The following is a 16,879-nucleotide window of genomic DNA, read 5'->3' as shown; positions in this document are numbered from 1 at the left end:
ATGAGCATGCCACCCCACGCCTCGCCCAAGCTGTACAACGAAGACCTCGCCCCCGCCAAAGTGCGCAACTGGGGCGCGTTCTCCATCTTCAACGTGTGGACCTCCGACGTGCACAGCCTGTGGGGTTACTACCTGGCAGCCAGCTTGTTTCTGCTGTGTGGCAGCTTTATGAATTTCATCATCGCGATCGGCATCGGCTCGCTGGCGATCTTCTTTCTGATGCACATGGTCGGCGTCGCCGGGGTGCGTACCGGGGTGCCGTTTCCGGTGCTGGCACGGGCCTCGTTTGGCATCTGGGGAGCGAACTTCCCGGCGCTGGTACGCGCGGTGGTGGCCTGCTTCTGGTACGGCGCGCAAACCGCTGCCGCCTCGGGCGCCATCGTCGCCCTGCTGGTGCGCAATGACAGCCTGCTGGCCTTCCAGCAGAGCAGCCAGATGCTCGGCCATACCACGCTGGAAGTGATCTGCTTCGTAGTGGTCTGGGCCCTGCAACTGCTGATCATCCAGCGCGGCATGGAAACCGTGCGGCGCTTCCAGGATTGGGCCGGCCCGGCGGTGTGGGTGATGATGCTGGTGCTCGCCGTATACCTGTCGGTGAAGGCAGGCGGCTTCTCGTTCAGCAACGACATTCCGATGGACGTGCTGCTGGAAAAAACCAAGGACGCTGGCGTGCCTGGCACCCCCGGTTCATGGGCCTCGCTGATGGCGGTGGCGGCGATCTGGGTCACCTACTTCTCGGCGCTGTACCTGAACTTCTGCGACTTCTCGCGCTATGCGCCGAACGAACGGGCACTGACCGTGGGCAACATCTGGGGCCTGCCGATCAACCTGATTCTGTTCTCGTTGGTGGCCGGCATCACCACCATCGCCGCCTTCGATGTGTACGGCGAAGTGCTGCTGCACCCCGACCAGATTTCCGCCAAGTTCGACAGCTGGTTCCTCGCCCTGCTGGCCGCGCTGACCTTCGCTGTAGCCACCCTGGGCATCAACGTGGTGGCCAACTTTGTGTCGCCGGCCTTTGATTTCGCCAACGTGTTTCCCAAGCACATCAGCTTCAAACGCGGTGGCTACATTGCCGCGCTGATCGCCCTGCTGCTCTACCCGTTCGCGCCGTGGGAAGGCAGCGCGGCAGCCTTCGTCGGCATGGTCGGCAACACCATGGGGCCGATCTTCGGGGTGATGATGGTGGACTACTACCTGATCCGCCGCGGCTGGCTGAATGTCGATGCGTTGTATCAGGAACAGGGTGAATACCGCTTCCAGAACGGCTGGCACGTCAACGCACTGATCGCCGCCGGCGTCGGCATTCTGTTCTCCTCGATCCTGCCGGGCTTCACCCACCTGTTGCCAGAATGGTGGGGGGTGTACGGCTGGTTCTTCGGTGTAGCGATTGCCGGCAGCCTGTACTTCGCCCTGCGCGCCTCCAGCCGAGTGTTGGCGCCTAAGCCGGCCTGATCACAGGCTGTGTGGGAGGGGCTTCAGGCGCGATGCTCGTGATCTGAGAAGCATCGCGGCTAAAGCCGCTCCTACGGATTAACGCGTGGGCTGACTTGCGTGTCAGCCAACCTCAGCTATCCCTTAACAGCGAATCGATGTGGCCACGCCACTGGCAACTGCTCGCGCGAAGTTGGCCGAAATTATCTCCTTTTGACCGTTTCTATCGTTCTGCCTCAAGGGGCGCGCTGACAGAATCAAGACACCGCTTTGCATTGCTTTCGATCTATAAAAAGCCCAACAAAAACAATTTGTTAGAGAAATCTATGGGTACTTCCAGCGCGATCAGTATCGAACAGCTCAGCATGGAATTCGGCGACCCTGGCCAGGGCGTCAAAGCCCTCGACACGGTCTCTCTGGAAATCCAGTCCAACGAATTCTTCACCCTGCTCGGCCCCTCCGGTTGCGGCAAAACCACCCTGCTGCGGCTGATCGCCGGTTTCGAGCAACCCAGCGCCGGCACCATCCGCCTGTATGGCGAAGCAATGCAGGACCTGCCGCCGTTTCGCCGCCCGGTGAACACCGTGTTCCAAAGCTACGCGCTGTTCCCGCATATGACCGTGGCACAGAACATTGCCTTTGGCCTGGAGATGCGCGGCCTGAGCAAAAGCGATATCAGCGAAACCGTGACGCGCATGCTCGAGCTGGTGAAGCTGCCGGATGTTGGCGGCCGACGTGCCGACCAATTGTCCGGCGGCCAGCAACAACGCATCGCCCTGGCCCGCGCGCTGGCCAACCGACCCAAGGTGCTGCTGCTTGATGAGTCGCTGTCGGCGCTGGACCAGAAGCTGCGCAAAGACATGCAGATCGAACTCAAGCGCCTGCAAAGCGAAACCGGCATCACCTTTATCTTCGTCACCCACGATCAGGAAGAAGCCCTGACCATGTCCGACCGCATTGCGGTGATGAGCAAGGGCCGGGTGTTGCAGGTGGGCACCCCCACGGAAATCTACGAGGCGCCGGTGAACCGCACCGTGGCGGACTTCATTGGTGAAACCAATTTCCTTAACGCCGAGGCACTGGAAGGCAGCGTGCGCCTGAACGACGGCCAGGTGCTGGAGGTATTCAGCGAACGCCGCGGGCCGGTAACCCTGGCGATTCGCCCGGAGCGCGTCAGCCTGGCCGCTGACGGCCAGTTGCTGGGGCGGGTGGAGAACGTGGTGTATGTCGGCACCGACACCGTCTACCACCTGGACGTGGCCGGCCAGGGCGGTTTCCGCGTACGCCAGCAGAACCGCGATGGCGCACTCAGTGGCTATCAGGTCGGTGACCAGGTGCGGGTGCAGGTGCCCAGTGCCGCCATCAAGGTGTTGGTGGAATGAGCACGCCACGGCTGATTGCCGAGCGCCGCCAACTGGGCCGCCGCCTGCTGCTAAGTGCCCCGGCCATGCTCACCCTGTTGGTGTTCATGTTGCTGCCGCTGGGCATCATGTTCGTCGTGTCGATTCTGCAGTCGGGCGACTACGGCGGTGTGAAGTGGGGCGAGTACTCGGTGGAGGCCTACCGCAACTTCTTCTACGAGCGCGATCTGGACGACAGCCTGGTGTTCAACACCGACTACCTGGAAATTTTCCAGCGCTCGTTCTGGCTGTCGATTCTGACCACCGTCGGCTGCCTGCTGATCGGCTTTCCCACGGCGCTGTACCTGGCACTGCAAACCGAGCGAAAACGTAACCTGCTGTTGTTTCTGGTCACCGTGCCGTTCTGGACCAACCTGCTGGTGCGCGCCTACGCCTGGATGTTGCTGCTGCGTAATGGCGGGCTGGTGGATGAAGGATTGATGGGACTGGGCATCACCCACAGTGGACTGGGCCTGCTGTACACCAACAACGCGGTGATCATCGGCCTGCTCTACACCTACCTGCCATTTATGGTGCTGCCGATCTACACCAGCCTGGAAAAAATGGACTGGCGCCTGGTGGAGGCAGCCTTCGACCTGGGCGCCAACCGCTTCCATGCGCTGAAACGCATCATCGTGCCGCTGGCCATGCCGGGCATCGTCGCCGGCAGCATCCTGGTGTTCATCCCCTCGCTGGGCAACTACATCATTCCCGAGCTGTTGGGCGGCGGTAAGACGCTGATGATCGGCAACCTGATCCAGCTGCAATTTGGCAGTTCACACAACTGGCCGCTGGGCGCCGCGCTATCGTTTGCCCTGCTCAGCTTCGTGCTGCTGGCCATGCTGGTGTACAGCCTGCGCTTCAAACCGGGCAACGCCGGAGGCCACCCATGAATACCCAGAATCCGTTGTGGCGCTTCGCCGGCATGCGCCCGGCCGCCTGGTTCTTCTTTGTATTTCTGTACCTGCCGATCGTGGTGCTGGTGGTGCTGAGCTTCAACGGTGGCCAGTCGGCAACCCTGTGGGACGGTTTCAGCCTGAAGTGGTACAGCGTGGTGGCCAACGATGCCGAGGTGGTGCGCGCGGCGAAAAACTCGCTGATCGTCGCCACTCTGGCCACGTTGATATCGACCGCACTGGCGACCCTCGCCGCCCTCGGCATGCGCGGCCGCGCCTTCCGTGGCCAGACTGCAATGAGCGGGGTGCTCGGCTTGCCGTTGCTGGTGCCGGAGATCGTCACCGCGGTCTCGACGCTGATGTTCTTCTCCTTCATCAGCCTCAAGCTGTCGCTGTTCACCATCCTGATTGCCCACGTGGTGTTCTGCATTCCGTTCGCTTATTTACCGATCCGCGCGCGCCTGGAGGGCATGAACCCGTACCTGCTGGAAGCGGCCGCCGACCTATACGCCTCGCCGTGGAAAGCCTTTTGGAAGATCACCTTTCCGCTACTCAGCCCGGGGATCATTTCCGGGGCGATGCTGGCCTTCATCATTTCCATGGACGACTTCGTCATCACCTATTTCGTCGCTGGCGCCGGGGCCACCACCCTGCCGGTGTACATCTTCAGTTCGATCCGCATGGGAATCTCGCCGAAGATCAACGCGATCTCGTCGATCATCCTGGTGATCTCCATCGCTTTTGTTGCGCTCTCGTACTACGTCGGTCAACGCAAACGCTGACGCCCTATAAAACAAGTCCAGCAAGGAGCTTTGCCATGCACGTTCGCACCACCTCGCTCGCGTTGTCCCTGCTATGCGCCTTAGGCGTCGCCACCTCGGCGCAAGCCGCCGGCACCCTGCACTTCGCCAACTGGTCGGACTACTACCCGCCGGAGCTGCTGAAGAAATTCGAAGCGGACACCGGCATCAAGGCCACCCTCGACGCCTACGACTCCAACGAAACCCTGCTGGCCAAATTGAAAGCCGGCGGCGGCGCTTATGACGTGGTGGTGCCGTCGGACAGCTTTATCGAAATCATGGTCAAAGAGGACCTGCTGCAGAAGTTCGACAAGAGCAAGCTGAGCAACCTTGCCAACCTCAAAGGCACCTTCAAGACCCTGCGCTACGACCCTGAACACGACTACAGCGTGCCGTACCTATGGGGCACCACCGGCTACAGCTACGACAGTGCGCAGGTACCGGGCGGCAAACTGGAAGAAAGCTGGAAGCCGTTCTTCGAGCCGCCAGCGGAGCTAAAAGGCAAGGTCGTGGCGCTCAACTCGATTGAAGAGGTGTACATCCCGGCAGCCTTCTACCTGGGCGTCGACCAGTGCACCGAAGACCCGAAAGTGGCGCAGAAAATCCAGGACGTGTTGCTCAAGCAGAAACCCTTCCTGGCCATGTACAACAGCGACGGCACCATCGAGCGCATGGCCGCCGGGGAAGTGGCCATGCACGAGCAATGGAACGGCGCCTTCCACCGCGCCCAGGCGCAACGCGCCAGCCTGACCTACGTGTACCCGAAAGAAGGCATCAACGTCTTTATCGACAACTTCGTGATCCCCAAAGACGCCACCAACGTCGCCGAGGCCCATGCCTTTATCAACTGGATGATGCAGCCGGAAAACATCGCCGCCGCCTCCAACTTCGCCAAGTACAACAACGCCATCGAAGGCTCGGACAAGTTCATGGACAAAGAACTGTTCGACGACCCGGCCATCAACACCCCGGCCGACAAACTCGACCGTCTCAAGCCGTTCAAACTCTGCTCGCCCAAAGCCCTGGCCCTGCGCGCCAAGGTGTGGACCAAGCTGAAGAAATAAGCCGGACATAACGCCGCTCTCGTAGGAGCGGCTTTAGCCGCGATGCTCTTGATCTTAAAAGCATCGCGGCTAAAGCCCCTCCCACAAAGACCGTACAACGACAAGAAATCACCTGCACAGGCGCCAATCGAGCGAACCTGAGGGCACTCCCATGCTGACCATCTATAGCGACGACCATCACCTGCACCACGGCAAGTACGAGCTGATTGGCGGGCAATTCACCCCGTGCTTCGAAATGCCCAGCCGCGCCGACATGGTGCTCGACCGCGCCAAGGCCGTGGGCCTGGGCGATATTCATGCACCGCTGGATTTCGGCCTGGCGCCAATCCGCCGGGTGCACAGCGAAGGCTTTCTGCGCTTTCTGCAAAACGCCTGGAGCGACTGGCAGGCCATCGGCCGACAGCACGACATGCTGCCCATCGCCTGGCCGACCCGGCGCCTGCGTCAGGTAGAACCGACTGCCATCGATGGTCGCCTGGGCTACTACTCCTTCGATGCCGGCGCGCCGATCACCGCCGGTACCTGGCAGGCGATTCTAAGCTCGGCCAACGTCGCCCTAACCGGTCAGGCTGAACTGGCCAAAGGCGCGCGCGGGGTGTTTTCCCTGTGCCGGCCGCCCGGCCATCATGCCGCCGCCGACTACATGGGCGGCTATTGCTACCTGAACAACGCGGCGATTGCCGTGCAGGCCCTGCTCGACCTCGGCGCCAAGCGCGTGGCGGTGCTGGATGTCGACTACCACCACGGCAACGGCACCCAGGATATTTTCTTTGATCGCGCCGACGTGCTGTTCACCTCGATCCACGGCGACCCACGTTTCGAGTACCCGTACTTTCTCGGTTTCGCCGATGAAAAAGGCGCTGGTGTAGGCGCCGGGTTCAACGTCAACTACCCGCTGGCCGAGGGCAGTGACTGGTCGGTGTGGAGCCTGGCACTGGCTGACGCCTGCCGGCAGATCAAGGAATACGCGCCGGACGCGCTGGTGGTCTCGCTCGGCGTGGACACCTACAAGTCCGACCCGATTTCACAGTTCAAACTCGACAGCCCGGACTACCTGCGCATGGGCGAAACCATTGGCAAGCTGGGCCTGCAGACCTTGTTTGTGATGGAAGGCGGGTATGCCGTGGAAGAGATCGGCATCAATGCGGTAAACGTGTTGCAAGGGTTTGAGAGCGTGGCGTAAGTCGGCATCGTAGGAGCGGCTTCAGCCGCGATGCTTTTGATTTCAAGAGCATCGCGGCTGAAGCCGCTCCTACAGGATTACGACGGATCGGCGTTTTTGTCTTTGCGAAACACGTAAAACAGGTTGGGCTCGCTGACCATATAGATGGTGCCTTCTTCGTCGATGGCCACCCCTTCGGCGCGCGGGATGCTGTTGTGCAGGCCATTCATGCCGCCCCACAGGCTGATGAAGCTGACCGGCTGGCCGTGCTCGTCCATTTCCAGCAACAACTTCGACTGCGCCGACAGCACCAGCGAATGACCGGTACGCGGGTCAACGCTCAGGGCCGAGATATTGCGCATGTACAGCTCGTCGCTGGGCAAGGGCTCCATCTTGCCCTCCAGGCCGGCGGTGCCGTCGCTGCTCCAGCTGAAGAGCGCAGTGGGTGAGCGCTCCTTACCCAACAGCAGACGTTTCTGCGCCGGGTCCCAGGCAATGCCTTCAAAGCCTTTGTTGCCGGAGTCGGCGTAACCCAGGTCGAACTCGCGGGTGTCGCTGGCGCGCAACTCCACGGCCACCGGGCCGAGCTTGAAGATCGACAAGGTACGGCGACGCTCGTCGGTGATCGCCATATTGCCGTTGCTCAGCATTGCCACCCCTTCCGGGTTGGAGAAGCCGACCAGGGCAATGCGCCGTAGTACGTCACCGTCCAGGCTCAACTCCACCAGCAGCGGCTCTTTGCCGGTGACGGTGAACAGGGTTTTGCTGTCGGGGTTATAGGTGAGGTCCGAGGTTTCGTCGTCCTCGAGGTCTTTCAGCGGCTTGGCCTGAATGACCGGACGGTAGCCGGGCAACCAGATGCTGGCGTCGCGCTCGGCCTGGTCGAAGTTGTCTTCGTCGGCCCAGTATTTGGCCTGGCCCAGCCAGTGTTGGGTGTAGGTCAGTACTGCGGCGACCACCAAGACAAAGGCGAATAACAGCCAGGGCCAACGGCGGCGGACGGAAAAGGAGCGGAGGGGCATAGGGCTGTCTCTAATACTGCAGCAGCACGCTAGCCGCCAAAGCAGGAGATTCCGGTTAGATCGTCCGTGAAAAACCGTGAACCCGCGCACAGGGGCGCGGATGGTGCCGAACTGTACAACAGCCTTTCGCGGTTATGACACCCGCCAGTGGTTACAACATTTGCACTTACAGAACGCGGGTGGCAACGCTCGAATGACCGACCAGTTCGAGCAGCAATTCATCACCTTGGTTCAACGGCCCGACACCGGCCGGTGTGCCAGTGAGAATCACGTCACCCGGTTGCAGGCTGAAGTGCCCGGCAATGTGGGCAATGATCGGCAGAATCGGGTTGAGCATCGAGGCGCTGCTGCCGTCCTGGCGCACTTCACCATTGATGCTCAAGCGAATGCCGATGTCGGTCAGATCGCTTACCGCATCGCTGCTGACAAAGGGCGCCAGCACGCAGGCACCGTCGAACGACTTGGCCACTTCCCACGGGTAACCCTTTTCCTTGAGCTTGGCCTGCACGTCGCGCAGGGTCAGATCCAGGGCCGGGGCGAAACCGGAAATGGCGTCGAGCACCTCTTCCTGATTCGGTTTGCGCGACAGCGGCTTGCCGATCAGCACGGCAATCTCGGCTTCGTAATGCACGCCACCACGGTCGCTCGGAATGCTGAAGCCGCCTTCGGCCTCGACCACACAGCTACCCGGCTTGATGAACAACAGCGGCTCGGTGGGCACCGGGTTGTTCAGCTCTTTGGCGTGCTCGGCGTAGTTACGCCCCACGCACACCACTTTGCCGATCGGGAAATGGATGTGGGTGCCATCCAGATAACGGTGTTGATAGCTCATGAGCGACTCCTGAATTGGGTGGAGAGCGGGAGCCACTTGTGGCAGCTCCAGCGACAGCGGCGTTACAGGGCGAAGATTTTACCGGGGTTCATGATGCCGTTCGGGTCGAATGCGGCCTTGATGGCTTTCATGTAGGCGATCTCGGCTTCCGAGCGGCTGTAGGTCAGGTAATCGCGCTTGGTCATGCCCACGCCGTGTTCAGCGGAGATCGAGCCGTTGTACTTCTGCACGGTCTCGAACACCCACTTGTTGACGGTGGCGCACTTGGCAAAGAACTCGTCTTTGCTCAGGTTGTCCGGCTTGAGGATGTTCAGGTGCAGGTTGCCGTCGCCGATATGGCCGAACCAGACGATTTCGAAGTCCGGGTAATGCTCGCCGACGATGGCGTCGATGTCATGCAGGAAGGCCGGCACCTGGGCCACGGTGACCGAGATATCGTTCTTGTACGGGGTCCAGTGCGAGATGGTTTCCGAGATGTACTCGCGCAGCTTCCACAGGTTCTGCAGCTGCTGCTCGCTCTGGCTCATCACGCCGTCCAGCACCCAGCCCTGCTCCACGCAGTGCTCGAAGGTCGCCAGGGCAGCCTCGGCGACTTCTTCAGTGGTGGCTTCGAATTCCAGCAGGGCATAAAACGGGCATTCGGTTTCGAACGGCGCCGGCACATCGCCACGGCCCATGATTTTGGCCAGGGCTTTGTCGGAGAAGAATTCGAAGGCGGTGAGGTCGAGCTTGTTCTGGAAGGCGTGCAGCACCGGCATGATCGAGTCGAAATCGGCGGCGCCGAGCACCATGGCGGTGAGGTTTTGCGGTTTGCGGTCCAGGCGCATAGTGGCCTCGACGACAAAACCCAGGGTGCCTTCAGCGCCTATGAACAGCTGACGCAGGTCGTAGCCGGTGGCGTTCTTGATCAGGTCTTTGTTCAGCTCGAGCAAGTCGCCCTTGCCAGTGACCACTTTCAGGCCGGCAACCCAGTTGCGGGTCATGCCGTAGCGAATCACTTTGATGCCACCGGCGTTGGTGCCGATGTTGCCGCCAATCTGGCTGGAACCGGCGGAAGCGAAGTCCACCGGGTAGTACAGGCCTTTTTCTTCGGCGAACAGCTGCAGTTGCTTGGTGACCACGCCCGGCTGGCACACGGCCGTGCGGTCGAATTCGTTGAAGGCCAGCACCTGGTTCATATAGTCGAAGGCCACGACCACTTCGCCATTGGCGGCGACGGCGGCAGCAGACAGACCGGTACGACCACCGGACGGCACCAGCGCCACCTTCTGTTCATTGGCCCAACGGACGATGGCCTGAACCTGCTCGATGGTCTTGGGAAACGCGATGGCCAGTGGGGCTGGAGCGAAGTGCTTGGTCCAGTCCTTACCGTAGGCGTTGAGCGAATCGGCGTCGGTCAGTACCTTGCCAGGCTCGACCAGGGTCTTGAGTTGTTCAATCAGGGCAACGTCGGTCATCTACAGAACTCTCACGCTATTCATGGTCGCCCTGAGAACCTTTCAGGTCGCAACCGAGCAAGTAAAAAGGAAGACATGCTAGCATACGCCCCCCGCGAATCGTGCTCTGTGCTCGGTTTGCGGCAGCGGCGAGACGCCGATACGGGCTGCCCGCCACGCTGGCTTTCCCTGACTTTTCTACCGGGACAAACAGGTACTCAGATGAGCAAGACCTCTCTCGACAAGAGCAAGATCAAGTTCCTTCTTCTCGAAGGTGTGCACCAGAACGCTGTCGACACGCTGAAAGCGGCCGGCTACAGCAACATCGAGTACCTCAAAGGCGCCCTGTCGGACTCGGAGTTGAAAGAAAAGATCGCCGATGTGCACTTCCTCGGCATCCGTTCGCGCACCCAGGTCACCGACGAAGTCTTTGACTGCGCCAAGAAGCTGATCGCCGTCGGTTGCTTCTGCATCGGCACCAACCAGGTTGACCTGGATGCGGCCCGTGAACGCGGCATCGCCGTGTTCAACGCCCCGTACTCCAACACCCGTTCGGTTGCCGAGCTGGTGCTGGCCCAAGCCATTCTGCTGCTGCGCGGCATCCCTGAGAAGAACGCCTCCTGCCACCGTGGTGGCTGGATCAAGTCGGCGGCCAACTCGTTCGAAATCCGCGGCAAAAAACTCGGCATCGTGGGCTACGGCTCGATCGGTACCCAGCTGTCGGTACTGGCTGAAGCGCTGGGCATGCAGGTGTTCTTCTATGACACCGTGACCAAGCTGCCGCTGGGCAACGCCACCCAGGTTGCCAAGCTGCACGACCTGCTGGGCATGTCCGACATCGTCTCCCTGCACGTGCCTGAGCTGCCGTCCACCCAGTGGATGATCGGCGAGAAAGAAATCCGCGCGATCAAGAAGGGCGGCATTCTGATCAACGCCGCTCGCGGCACCGTGGTTGAGCTGGACCACCTGGCCAACGCAATCAAGGACGAACACCTGATTGGCGCGGCCATCGACGTGTTCCCGGTCGAGCCCAAGTCCAACGACGAAGAGTTCGAAAGCCCGCTGCGTGGCCTGGATCGCGTGATCCTCACCCCGCACATTGGTGGTTCGACTGCCGAAGCGCAGGCCAACATCGGTCTGGAAGTGGCCGAGAAACTGGTCAAGTACAGTGACAACGGTACCTCGGTGTCCTCGGTCAACTTCCCCGAAGTGGCCCTGCCGGCGCACCCGGGCAAGCACCGCTTGCTGCACATCCACGAGAACGTGCCGGGCGTGATGAGCGAAATCAACAAGGTGTTCGCCGACAACGGCATCAACATCTCCGGTCAATTCCTGCAGACCAACGCCAAAGTGGGTTATGTGGTGATCGACGTTGATGCTGAGTACTCCGATCTCGCACTGGAGAAACTCCAGCACGTCACCGGCACCATCCGCAGCCGCGTGTTGTTTTAACTAAACCGACCGGCTGCGCGTCGGCCGGGCGGCGTTGAAAACAGTTTTTGAATGCTCATTGGCTACAGCCAACTCCGCTTAAAAAACTGTTTTCGCCTTGCGCGGCTCTAGCTCGCGCGATCTTGATCGCGGTAAAGCACAAAAAAGGGAGGCTTCGGCCTCCCTTTTTTGTGCTCAGGCTACATCGCCGAGCAGACTTTCGTACGGTATCCGCAACCCCTCATGAAGTTTCTTGATCATCGAAAGGCTGAGTTTGCGCTTGCGATTCAACACCTCGGAAACTCGTCCGCTAGAGCCTATGAAAGGCTCAAGATCGCGAGCTGTAAGGCCTTGTTGGTCCATGCGAAATTTGATGGCCTCAATCGGATCAGAAGGTGGCATGGGGAAATGCTCGTCTTCATATTTTCCAATGAGCAGCATCAATACCTCCAGCTCATCGCCTTCGGGGCTGCCAACGGGTGCACCCCATACATCATCCAGGCGCGCCATAGCGCTGATGTAATCAGCTTCTGAGCGAATGGGCTTGATGTTCATCACACGGTCTCCGCGTTGATTTGATCGTACTGGGCGTGAGTGCCCACAAAACGGACTCTCGCAAACTGGCGCTCATAGTCGATGGCCAGAATGACTCGATACTTGTTGCCATGGATGTTGAAAACTACACGGCCACCTTTGAGGATGCTCGCAGAGCGGAGCTCGGACTTAAGCGCTTGCGGAGTGCGGTACGAACACTTCTCCATGTGCCGGTACCACTCAATCAACGGCACTTCGGAGTCTGCATACTCTGGAGCACTTTCCCAGAACGACCGCAGCGTACCTCTAGCAACTACATGCACTAGAAATCCTCCCATTTTGGGAGAATCTACGCCTCTAGCCGATTCACTTCAACTTTTTATTGCCCGGGTGGCTGCGCTCACAAGGGAGTAGGTGGGGTTGAGCGCAGCGAAGCCCAACGGCTGGTCGATCATTTCACGATGATATTGATCACCGGCGATACCACCGGCAGCGGGGCCAGCACGCCGTTCTTGTCGGTTTGCACCAGCTGCAGACGGTGCGGGCCGCTGGGCAGGATGAATTTTTCCGGCTGGCTGTCGGTGAGCAAACGGATCTGGTCGTTGCGCAGCACCGGCATATTGGCCGACACCGGCGGGGCGTCGATCAGCAGGTGAATCTGGTTGTCCGTGGCTGCCGTCACCGGCGGCGACATGCCAGGGCTGACCGTCACGGTGCGCACGCCGAACTTGATCGCGAACGGCCGATCCACGGTGGCGCCATCCAGGGGTTCGAGAAAGTACAGCTGCGCGGTCTGCGTCACCTCGATCGGCACCGCCGGCTCGGGCGTGGTGGCGGCATGGGCCGTAGCGCCAACGCCAAGCGCCATGGCAATCAGCAGTGCAAACTGGGTTTTCATGCTAGAGCCCTCCTGGGTCCTTTTGAGAAACCGCCCTTTGGCCGGGCTGCTCATTTAGTGACCATCAGAGTGTAGGAGGGTTCAGGCTTATCGCCCGTGCAAGTTCAGCTGCAATCCAGAGCCTGCAAGGCTTCAAGCGCAGCGGCCAGTTCGTCTTCGTTGAACACCTGCACGCCGGCGCGGCGCAGCAGGGCGGCGGTCACGCCTTCACCGGCGACCTTGCGTCCGGCAAAACTGCCGTCGTAGGTTTCGCGGTTACCGCAGGACGGGCTGCGCGATTTCAGCACCGCCAGGCGAATGCCATGGTGCTGCACCAGCGCCAAGGCTTGCTGCGCGCCATCAAGAAAAGCGGCGCTGACGTCATCGCCCGCCTCGGTCAGCACCCGCGCCTGACCATCAAGCACCAGCGCGCCCTGCCCCCCGGGAATTTCCGCTGGCGGGCGCGGCGTCGGCAAGCCGCCGGCCACTTCCGGGCACAGCGCCACCACCCGCCCCTCAGCCAGCCACAAGCCAAGCTGGTCGAACGGGCCGTGGGCGCCACCGTCATAACGCACCCGATGCCCGAGCAGGCAGCGGCTGACCAATATCTTTTCCATCACTCACTCCAGACCTCGCCCGGCCAGCCTAACCCAGGTCACCGCCGGTAACACCGGCCAGATTCCTCACTATCGAAGGTCTGGCTTGGCCAGCAATAACCTGCAAAACCCGATTGGCCTGCGGGTGGCAGGCCCATCCTTAGGCGGGAAGCGGTGTTCGCCAGTGGCGCGGAGCTGGCCCGCTCGCCAGACTGCCGGTACCCGCACAGCCCGCACCGGAAGCGCCGCCATGATAAAAACAATCACCTCTGCCGCTCTTGCCCTGCTGATCGCCACGCCCTGCCTGGCCGACCTGCAGGCCCTGGACAACCCCGAGCTCAGCGCGGTGGCGGGCCAGGCCGGGATCAGCATCCGCCTCGACCTGCAGGCGCGTATCAATGAAATTCGCTTCAGCGACACCACCGGCAACGTCTCGCTGCGCAACCTGAAAATCGACAACGGCTGCGTCAACCCCGGCGACTGCCCCAACGGTGCGGGCGGCAGCTTTGCCCTCGGGCCGGCGCAACTGGGCCTGGTGCTGCCGATTTTCGGGGTCAACCAACCAACCCTGATGGTCGACGTGGTCACCGGGACCGATGGAAAGCAGCGCCTGCAGTTCACCCTGCCGGACCTCACCACCATCAATGAACAACTGATCGCCAGCGGCCTGCCGGCGCAGCGTATTCGTCTGCGGGTGGCCAGTGACATGTATGTGGGTGAGAGCCGCCTGGGTAGCCTTGAAGTGCGCGATATCACCGACCTGCATGGCAGCGTGAAGGTCTGGGGGCATTAAGGATTTAGTCGCAAGGGATAACAACCCCTCTCCCCACGCCCCTCTCCCCCGGCCCCTCTCGCCTTCCCGGCCGGCCTGGCGGGCGAGGGGTGCAGAGCAGTTGAGTTTGTTAGGCCCGGCGGCGAAACCAGCCGGTCAGCGACAGCCGCTCCCGCGTGGCCGGCAACACTTCATGGGGCATCTCGCCCGACATGAAAATCACCAGGCGCCCGCCCATGGGCGCTACATCGAGCGCCGTCTCGCCGGGGTAAATGCGCAACGCCCCGCCCTGCTCCGCCAACCAGCCGTCGTTCAGGTACAGCACCGCCGACACCGTGCGCCGGTCATCGTCGCGGAAACGGTCGACATGGCGCTGGTAGAAGGCGCCCGGTGGGTACAGCGCGAAGTGGCTTTCAAAGTCATCCAGGCCCAGATAGAGCGCCTGGTTCAATGCCTGGCGCAGTTGGTCCATCAGCGCCAGGTAGGCATCGGTGGCCGCCCCCTCACCCTGCTCCAGCCATTGGATGCTGTCGCCGCGCACCCCTTCACGCACCTGCGCCGTTGCCCCACGCCCCACCGCAGCTGGCGCTAGTCGGCCATCGGCGGCACGTTGTTGGCACTCTGCGGCCAGGTCGTGGGTCAGAGCCTGTGGAATAAACCGATCGTGCTGCGACCAGCCCTTTTCGGCCAGGTCGTCGACGATGGTAGTTAGCAACGTGTGGTCGAGCAGTAGCGTTTCGGATGTATTGGCCATGCCGGCGATTCTATCAGCGCCGCTCACGCGCCTCGACAAGCCCAGGTGATGCCGCTGAAAATAGCGGCCTGCCCGACAGGAGTCTTTATGCGCGCCCTTTTTGCCCTCGTGTTGTTGTTCTGCACGCTGCCCAGCCTGGCCGACGAGCACAGTCAGCTGTATGAAGTGGCCGGTTGGCCTCAGCAACGCGCGCATTTTAATGCCGCCCTGCAGGCCGCCCAGCAACGCTACCGCAGCAGCCTGCCGGACGCCGTGTACCAGGCGCTGGTGACCAACAGCAATCAGCGTTTTGCCCCCCAGGGTATGGACCAACGGGGCGCGGCGACCTTGCGCGAGCAACTGGCCAACCCGGCGCCGGCCCTGGCGTTTTTCCAATCGCCACTGGGGCGCAAGATCGTCAAGGCCGAGGTCAACGCCACCCGCCCGGAAGAACTGGCCAAGCACGCCAATGGCATTCCGCGGATTCAGGCCGAAGCCACCCGCGCCCTGTTGATCCGCCACCTGGCACAAGCGCTACCGGCCAAAGAAGCCGGTGCCGAAGTCAGCCTGGCCCTGGCCGGCGTAGCGGCCGACAGCCTCAGCCAGATGATTCCCGGCCTGCTCGGCGGTGGGCAGGCTCAAGGCATGCTGGACAGCCAGCGTCAGCGCCTGATGCAGCAGATTGGCGCAGATGTGGATAACACCCTGCTGTACGTCTACAGCGGGCTGTCGGACCCGGAGCTGGATGAATTCGTCACCTTCGCCGAATCGGCTGACGGCAAGGCCTATTACCAGGCTGCGCTAGCGGCGATGCGTGCTGGATTGGCGGTGGGACAATCAGCGCCAGCGGCCAATCCCAACGCAGAACCAGGCATCTGACCCTGGCTGGGCACACTCCGTAAGAGCGGCCTTAGCCGCGATGCTCTTGATCTCAAAAAGCATCGCGGCTAGTCAGTTCGCCGTAACAAATTGCTGGGTCAGAAAGGCAAAGAGGCGGGCACGGATCTCCGCGCTCTCGTTGGCCAGATGGTGCCGCCCGCCGTCGAGCATCAACACCTCTACCGCGCTGAACTTTGCCCGCAACACCTCCAGGTTGTGGCGCCAATCCACGGTCATATCGGCATCGCCCTGAACGATCACCAGGCGACGCTCGCTCGCCGCCGCCTGCTCGATCTGTGGCACCCAACGCGACAACGCGCCGACCCACGCCGTCGGTAAGCTCAGCGGCTGCAGCGGATCGGTCTGAATCCAGGCGAGAAACTCGGCGTCGTTGGAGTTGGGGCTGAAGCGTCGGGGAATCTGGGTGACGAAGTGCCTCATCACCCGGTAGCTGAGCTTCGACCAGCCCCAGGCTCGTGGCCGCACCAAAGGTGCCAGCAGCAGGACCTGGCCAACTTCTGGCCGCTGCGGGTTGCTCAGCAGAAAATCGATGATGATCGCCCCGCCCGTACTCTGCCCACACAAGTGCCATGGCTGGGGCAGATCCAGGCCCACCGCCTCATTCAACAAGCCCTGAAACACCGTCTGATACTCGCTGAATTCACCAATGCTAGCGCGCGTGCCGCTCGACAAACCATGCCCCGGCAGGTCGCACGCGAGCACCGCAAAGCCCCTGTCCAGCGCCCAGGCAATCACATGGCCGTAAAGGCCCATATGGTCGTAATAGCCGTGCTGCAGCACCAGCGTCGCCTTCGGCGCGGGCGGCAACCACAGTTGGGTCACCACCTCGTAGCCGCCCACGTCCATACGCCCGAGTTGGCTCGTGGCGCCGGGGAAATTCAGCCGAAAGAACTGCCGATAGGCCTGAGCCTCGGGCGGCTCTGCCTGCGCTGCGGCCAAGGGTCGCAACTGAACGCGCAGGGAATCGGGCTGAAAGGCTTCTGGCATAGG

General features: G+C 61.5%; 18 protein-coding genes. 9 read left to right on the top strand and 9 right to left on the bottom strand.

Translation table 11 applies throughout. The features are described 5' to 3' along the window. From C8K61_RS24180 to C8K61_RS24155, 6 genes are all read left to right on the top strand, one after another. A complete protein-coding gene (locus tag C8K61_RS24180; RefSeq protein WP_108099014.1) occupies nucleotides 1–1,455 on the top strand; it encodes an NCS1 family nucleobase:cation symporter-1 in 1,455 nt (484 codons plus the stop codon). 305 nt (nucleotides 1,456–1,760) lie between these two features. Beyond that, the gene (locus C8K61_RS24175; RefSeq protein ID WP_108099012.1) at nucleotides 1,761–2,816 is read left to right on the top strand and encodes an ABC transporter ATP-binding protein; all 1,056 of its coding nucleotides are present in this window, start codon (nucleotides 1,761–1,763) and stop codon (nucleotides 2,814–2,816) included. Beyond that, nucleotides 2,813–3,727 (top strand): ABC transporter permease, encoded by a 915-nt coding sequence (locus tag C8K61_RS24170; protein ID WP_108099010.1) that lies wholly within the window; start codon nucleotides 2,813–2,815, stop codon nucleotides 3,725–3,727. The genes C8K61_RS24175 and C8K61_RS24170 overlap by 4 nt, the downstream gene beginning before the upstream one ends. Further along, the gene (locus C8K61_RS24165) at nucleotides 3,724–4,512 is read left to right on the top strand and encodes an ABC transporter permease (protein ID WP_108099008.1); all 789 of its coding nucleotides are present in this window, start codon (nucleotides 3,724–3,726) and stop codon (nucleotides 4,510–4,512) included. The genes C8K61_RS24170 and C8K61_RS24165 overlap by 4 nt, the downstream gene beginning before the upstream one ends. Nucleotides 4,513–4,547: 35 nt before the next feature. Beyond that, a complete protein-coding gene (locus C8K61_RS24160; RefSeq protein WP_108099006.1) occupies nucleotides 4,548–5,594 on the top strand; it encodes an extracellular solute-binding protein in 1,047 nt (348 codons plus the stop codon). Nucleotides 5,595–5,745: 151 nt separating this feature from the next. Next, nucleotides 5,746–6,777 carry a histone deacetylase family protein gene (locus C8K61_RS24155; protein WP_108099004.1) on the top strand — a complete coding sequence of 344 codons (1,032 nt, stop codon included), beginning with the start codon at nucleotides 5,746–5,748 and terminating at the stop codon, nucleotides 6,775–6,777. Between the two features lie 77 nt (nucleotides 6,778–6,854). Here C8K61_RS24155 and C8K61_RS24150 read toward each other — a convergent pair whose 3' ends face one another. From C8K61_RS24150 to C8K61_RS24140, 3 genes are all read right to left on the bottom strand, one after another. Further along, nucleotides 6,855–7,778, bottom strand: a complete 924-nt coding sequence (locus C8K61_RS24150; protein WP_108099002.1) for an SdiA-regulated domain-containing protein — start codon at nucleotides 7,776–7,778, stop codon at nucleotides 6,855–6,857. Between the two features lie 166 nt (nucleotides 7,779–7,944). Next, nucleotides 7,945–8,610, bottom strand: a complete 666-nt coding sequence (locus C8K61_RS24145) for a fumarylacetoacetate hydrolase family protein (protein ID WP_108099000.1) — start codon at nucleotides 8,608–8,610, stop codon at nucleotides 7,945–7,947. Nucleotides 8,611–8,672: 62 nt separating this feature from the next. Further along, nucleotides 8,673–10,067 (bottom strand): FAD-binding oxidoreductase, encoded by a 1,395-nt coding sequence (locus tag C8K61_RS24140; protein ID WP_108098998.1) that lies wholly within the window; start codon nucleotides 10,065–10,067, stop codon nucleotides 8,673–8,675. 201 nt (nucleotides 10,068–10,268) lie between these two features. Here C8K61_RS24140 and serA point away from each other — a divergent pair, with 201 nt between their 5' ends. After that, nucleotides 10,269–11,498 carry a phosphoglycerate dehydrogenase gene (gene serA / locus C8K61_RS24135; RefSeq protein WP_108098996.1) on the top strand — a complete coding sequence of 410 codons (1,230 nt, stop codon included), beginning with the start codon at nucleotides 10,269–10,271 and terminating at the stop codon, nucleotides 11,496–11,498. A 174-nt stretch (nucleotides 11,499–11,672) separates the two neighbouring features. On the opposite strand, the gene C8K61_RS24130 is transcribed toward serA, so the two are convergent. The 4 genes from C8K61_RS24130 to C8K61_RS24115 form a co-directional block, all read right to left on the bottom strand. Further along, the gene (locus C8K61_RS24130) at nucleotides 11,673–12,032 is read right to left on the bottom strand and encodes a type II toxin-antitoxin system HigA family antitoxin (RefSeq protein ID WP_108098994.1); all 360 of its coding nucleotides are present in this window, start codon (nucleotides 12,030–12,032) and stop codon (nucleotides 11,673–11,675) included. After that, nucleotides 12,032–12,349 carry a type II toxin-antitoxin system HigB family toxin gene (locus C8K61_RS24125; protein ID WP_371920025.1) on the bottom strand — a complete coding sequence of 106 codons (318 nt, stop codon included), beginning with the start codon at nucleotides 12,347–12,349 and terminating at the stop codon, nucleotides 12,032–12,034. The genes C8K61_RS24130 and C8K61_RS24125 overlap by 1 nt, the downstream gene beginning before the upstream one ends. Before the next feature lie 113 nt (nucleotides 12,350–12,462). Continuing rightward, on the bottom strand, nucleotides 12,463–12,909 hold the full coding sequence (locus tag C8K61_RS24120; protein ID WP_158272539.1) for a DUF4399 domain-containing protein: 447 nt from the start codon (nucleotides 12,907–12,909) through the stop codon (nucleotides 12,463–12,465). A gap of 104 nt (nucleotides 12,910–13,013) precedes the next feature. Next, nucleotides 13,014–13,505, bottom strand: coding sequence for a DUF523 domain-containing protein (locus C8K61_RS24115; RefSeq protein WP_108098991.1), 492 nt, complete (start codon nucleotides 13,503–13,505; stop codon nucleotides 13,014–13,016). Between the two features lie 229 nt (nucleotides 13,506–13,734). Here C8K61_RS24115 and C8K61_RS24110 point away from each other — a divergent pair, with 229 nt between their 5' ends. Beyond that, the gene (locus tag C8K61_RS24110) at nucleotides 13,735–14,277 is read left to right on the top strand and encodes a DUF6160 family protein (protein ID WP_108098988.1); all 543 of its coding nucleotides are present in this window, start codon (nucleotides 13,735–13,737) and stop codon (nucleotides 14,275–14,277) included. A gap of 109 nt (nucleotides 14,278–14,386) precedes the next feature. Here C8K61_RS24110 and C8K61_RS24105 read toward each other — a convergent pair whose 3' ends face one another. Continuing rightward, nucleotides 14,387–15,010: a 2OG-Fe(II) oxygenase gene (locus C8K61_RS24105; RefSeq protein ID WP_218277840.1), complete on the bottom strand. Its 624-nt coding sequence runs from the start codon at nucleotides 15,008–15,010 to the stop codon at nucleotides 14,387–14,389. 87 nt (nucleotides 15,011–15,097) lie between these two features. On the opposite strand from C8K61_RS24105, the gene C8K61_RS24100 reads away from it, so the two are divergent. Further along, nucleotides 15,098–15,868 (top strand): DUF2059 domain-containing protein, encoded by a 771-nt coding sequence (locus C8K61_RS24100; protein WP_108098986.1) that lies wholly within the window; start codon nucleotides 15,098–15,100, stop codon nucleotides 15,866–15,868. A gap of 72 nt (nucleotides 15,869–15,940) precedes the next feature. Here C8K61_RS24100 and C8K61_RS24095 read toward each other — a convergent pair whose 3' ends face one another. Continuing rightward, a complete protein-coding gene (locus C8K61_RS24095; protein ID WP_108098984.1) occupies nucleotides 15,941–16,876 on the bottom strand; it encodes an alpha/beta hydrolase in 936 nt (311 codons plus the stop codon). Nucleotides 16,877–16,879: the final 3 nt, after the last annotated feature.

Origin of the sequence: Pseudomonas sp. GV071, assembly GCF_003050835.1 — a bacterium.
In the GTDB taxonomy this organism is placed as follows: domain Bacteria; phylum Pseudomonadota; class Gammaproteobacteria; order Pseudomonadales; family Pseudomonadaceae; genus Aquipseudomonas.
The sequence above is the reverse complement of the archived record's forward strand: the minus strand, read 5'-3'. Positions and strand labels throughout refer to the sequence as shown.